General features: G+C 64.3%; 4 protein-coding genes. 1 reads left to right on the top strand and 3 read right to left on the bottom strand.

What is annotated here, in order from left to right:
* The 3 genes from HP546_RS26680 to HP546_RS26670 all read right to left on the bottom strand — a co-directional run.
* Positions 1–1,351, bottom strand: a 1,351-nt coding sequence (locus HP546_RS26680) for an MDR family MFS transporter (protein ID WP_172231769.1), incomplete at its 3' end; no start/stop codon positions are given.
* A gap of 10 nt (positions 1,352–1,361) precedes the next feature.
* Positions 1,362–2,030, bottom strand: a complete 669-nt coding sequence (locus HP546_RS26675; protein WP_172231766.1) for a TetR/AcrR family transcriptional regulator — start codon at positions 2,028–2,030, stop codon at positions 1,362–1,364.
* Between the two features lie 141 nt (positions 2,031–2,171).
* Positions 2,172–3,926, bottom strand: a complete 1,755-nt coding sequence (locus tag HP546_RS26670) for a phosphoethanolamine transferase CptA (RefSeq protein ID WP_172231763.1) — start codon at positions 3,924–3,926, stop codon at positions 2,172–2,174.
* A 151-nt stretch (positions 3,927–4,077) separates the two neighbouring features.
* Here HP546_RS26670 and HP546_RS26665 point away from each other — a divergent pair, with 151 nt between their 5' ends.
* Entirely contained in the window at positions 4,078–4,233 is a 156-nt protein-coding gene (locus HP546_RS26665; protein WP_172231760.1) for a DUF2986 domain-containing protein, read from the top strand.
* The last annotated feature ends 71 nt before the right edge of the window (positions 4,234–4,304 follow it).

Here is a 4,304-nt window from a genome sequence, read left to right as displayed (position 1 = left end):
CGGGCGAGAGGCTCGCGGCGCCCCCGGCGCTGGCGGCGAACTCACTCCCCAGGCCGCCCAGCAAGGCATGCGAGAACAGCGCGCCGAACACCGAGACACCGATGGCACCGCCAATCGAGCGGAACAACGTGGCCCCAGAGGTGGCAACGCCCATGTGGCGGGGCTCGACGCTGTTCTGCACCGCCAGGATCAGGACCTGCATGACCATGCCCAGGCCGGCGCCCAGCAGGCCCATGTACAGGTTCATCAGCGCCGTCGGGGTGTCCAGCTGCAGCCGGCTGAGCAGGCCCAGGGCAACCACTTGCAGCAGGGTGCCGAGGATCGGGAACACCCGGTAGCGGCCCCAGCGGCTGATCAGCCGACCGGTAATCGCCGACACCACCAGCAGGCCACCCATCAGCGGCAGCATCTGCAGCCCGGCGCTGGTGGGCGTGGCATTTTTCACCACTTGCATGTACAGCGGCAGGAAGGTGACTGCGCCGAACAGCGATACCCCGACGATAAAGCCGATCAGCCCGGCCAGCACGAAGGTGCGGTGGCGGAACAGGTGCAGCGGCATGATCGGCTCGGCGGCGCGGCGTTGTTCGACCACGAACCCGACTAGGCCGAGCAGCGCGAACAGCGACAGGCACAGCATATCCAGCGATTGCCACGCCAGCAGGCTGCCGCCCAGGCTGGTAATCAGCACCAGGGCTCCCAGCGCCACGGTAAGGAAGAACGCGCCGATGTAGTCCACCGTATGCCGCACCAGGGCCACATGCGGGCGAAATACGCCGCCGATCACCAGCAATGCCAGCAGGCCAAGGGGCAGGTTGATGTAGAAGATCCAGTGCCACGACAGGTGCTCGACCAGAAACCCACCGACCAACGGGCCCACCACAGTGGCCAAACCGAACACACCGCCGAACAGTCCTTGATAGCGACCGCGTTCGGCAGGCGGTATGACATCGCCGATGGCGGCCATCGCCACCACCATCAAGCCACCCCCGCCCAGCCCTTGCAGTGCACGGAAGGTGATCAGCTGGGCCATGTCCTGCGCCAAGCCACACAGTGCCGAGCCCAGCAAGAACAGGATGATGGCAACTTGCAGTACACGCTTGCGACCGAACTGGTCGCCGAACTTGCCATACAGCGGCACCACCACCGTCGAGGCCAGCAGGTAGGCTGTGACCACCCACGACAGCCAGCGCAGCCCGCCCAGGTCGCTGACGATGGTCGGCAGGGCGGTGGAAACAATGGTCTGGTCAAGGGCGGCCAGGAACATCACCAGCATCAGGGCTGCCAGCAGCAGCGGGATGGAGGTTTGCGCATGCGTGGCGGCGGGGGAAGTATCAGTGGATATCGGTTGCACGGGGCGGACCTCAACGGAGCGTGGCATGGGCCTGGGCATGTTGCAGACCGGCGTCCTGCAGGCCTGCCAGGGCAAAGCGGTACAACTGGCTCGCAACGGATGCGCTGGGCATTTGCAGGATTTCGTGCAGCGCCCCGGAGCCGCCTCGCGGGCCGATCAGCAACATTGCCCAGGGTGCCGTGACACAGAGGATGCAGCGGGTCAGGGCGGGGTCGTCGACGGGGATGCCGCTGACCTCGCTGAACAGCCCCTTGAGCAGCGACAGGCGCAGGGGGGCCGCGGCCTGCAGGTGCGCCTGGCCATGAGGGCTGGGGGCCAGGATTTCTGCAGCCAGCACGCGCAGGTGCCAGTTGTCCCGCGCCGAAGTGGCCTTGTGCACCACCAGCTCCACCAGCACCCGCAGTTTTTCCGCAGCCGGCTGCGACCCCTGGATGATGCGCTGCAGGTCGCTGAGGTCGAGGAAGCGCTTTCGGGCCTCGTCGAGCACGGCCAGGTACAGGCCATTGCGGCTGCCGAAGTGGTAGTTGATCGAAGCGAGGTCGACATCGGCCTTGGCCGCGACCGCCTTGTTGCTGGCTTCAGCGTGGCCAAGCGCGGCGAACAATTCGCCGGCAGCTTCAAGGATGCGGGTGCGGGTTGCAGCGCCATCCTTGCGGGGTTCTCGAGGGGCGGTGGACATGGCTTGGGCTCTGCGTCTCAAGGTTTGAGCAGAGCGTGGTGCAGGACAAGTTTAAAATCAATTTAAATTTAATTTATCTGATGGAAATCACCCATCAAATCGCTGCAGGAGCAACTCAAGGCTGCTCCTGCAGGTCGCGGGTCAACGCCCGTTGCTGACGGTCTCCTGCACCCGCTTGGGCTTGTCCAGCGGCAGTTGGTCGAATTCACGCAAGCCGTCCTTGCGGTACGGGTCGCCGATCCAGCGCGGCGCTGCCACGAACTGTGGGCTTACCAGGCTCCTGGCGGGCTGGTAGCGGTCGTAGCTCAAGCCAGCCAGGTCGGACAGGGTATGGATCAGGTGCGAGCTGCTGTAGGGGCGGTTGGCCATTGCCTGCAGGTCGCGAGGGTGTGCGGCCTGCCAGCTTGGCGATGTCCACAGCAGGAACGGAATGGTGTACATCGGCCGGGTCGGGGCGCCTTCGTTGCGCCCCAGGCGGTCGTGGTCGCCGGAGCTGTACACGTCTTCACCATGGTCGGACAGGTACATCAGGAAGCCGTTGGGGCTGCCAGCCGAGTAGCGCTTGATCAGGCTCGACACCACGTAGTCGTTGTAGCGCACGGCGTTGTCGTAGAAGTTGTAGGTTTCCACCTGGTCGGCCGTCAGTTTGCCTGGCACGCCCTGGCTGTCGGTGAAGTGCGCGTAGTCCTTGGGGTAGCGGAAGCGGTAGTCCATGTGCGTGCCCAGCAGGTGGACGATGATGAACTTGTTCGGCGCAGGGTCCTGCAGTGCCTTCTCGAACGGCGCCAGCACCACGTCGTCATACTGGCTGGCATTCTGGTTGCGCTGGTTGTTCAGGTACACCGGCACGTCCGTCTGCTGCGAGAAGGTGGTAAGCATGGTATTGCGCTTGGTCATGGTCTGCTGGTTGGTGATCCAGAAGGTCTTGTAGCCTGCCTGTTTCATCAGGTTGATCAGCGACGGGTCGGTGAGGAAGCGGTCCGGGTCCTGCTGGTCACCGAAGGTGAGGATCTGCTGCATCACTTCGATGGTATACGGGCGCGGCGAAACGACATCGCGGAACACCGTCAGGCCCTTGTCGCCGGCGGCCAGTGCGTCGAGGTTGGGCGTGGTGTCGCGGTTGTAGCCGTACAGGTGCATGTGTTCGCGGGTGGTGGACTCGCCCAGCACCAGCACCAGGGTGCGGGGCGCCGTGCCGCTGCTGTCGCGCAGGTTCTGCAGGGGAGGCAGCGCGGCGTTCTGCGCCAGCAGCTCCTGCATGTTGTCCAGTTGCTGGCGGTACTGCCGGTAGCCGACCAGCAGTTGCCAGGGCACGGCAGGTTCCATGCGCTGCTGCACCTTTTCGGCGGCATCGGCGAAGCTGCGTTCCTGGGTGACCATCTGCTTGTAGAACGGGTACACCAGGTTGGCCACCAGCAACAGCAGCACCACCGGCAGGCGGCTGCGCAGCGGCAGGCTGACCGGGCGCACGCGCTTCCACAGCAGCACGGCTACCAGGGTGTACAGCAGCAGCGCCAGGCCCAGGCCGACGCTGAAATACTGGCTGAAGTACTCCCCGGCTTCGGCGGTGTTGGATTCGAACATCACGAAGATGACGCTTTGCGAGAACTCCTGGCGGTAGATGCCGAAGTAGCTCAGGCCCACCAGCGAAGCGGCCCACAGCACCAGGCCGATGACTGCCGCAGTGGCGCGGGTGAAGCGCGGCAGCAACAGTACCGGCGCCAGCCACAGGCTGCTGAGGAAGAACGCATCGCGAAACCCGGCAAACCCGGTGGTACCACTGAACAGCAGCAACGCCTGGGTAACGCCGGAGAAGTACCAGAAGAACAGCAATAGCCAGCCCAGGCCGGCCCAGTCCACGCGCTTGGGCGCGGAGGGGGATGTAGTGTGTGACACGTATGCCTCGTCGTACCTTGGCGGCCAGCGGACATGCCCGCGGCCGGAAAGGGCGTGACGCTAATCTGTCGAGTGTGAAAATAGCGTCAACGAACGTGGGCGGCGCAGGTATGATGTGTCAGCGAAACCGTATTGACAGGCACCCTGAACCATGAACCGTCGCAAGAAGATCAACCAGCTGTTGAAAGCGCATGCCAAGAAGGCCAGTGCCAAACTGGCGCCGCGCAAGCCCAAGTACATTTGCAAGGCTGACCGTTTGAAGCTGGAGGCTGAGGCGGGGGAGACCGCTGTCGGAGCGAATGGCTGATGGCATCAGGGCTGTCAGCCCTGATGCGATCCCTGTAGGACCCTCACCTGCCAACGAGGCTCCGCAAAACG

This window comes from Pseudomonas sp. CM25, assembly GCF_013179705.1.
Lineage (GTDB): Bacteria > Pseudomonadota > Gammaproteobacteria > Pseudomonadales > Pseudomonadaceae > Aquipseudomonas.
The sequence above is the reverse complement of the archived record's forward strand: the minus strand, read 5'-3'. Positions and strand labels throughout refer to the sequence as shown.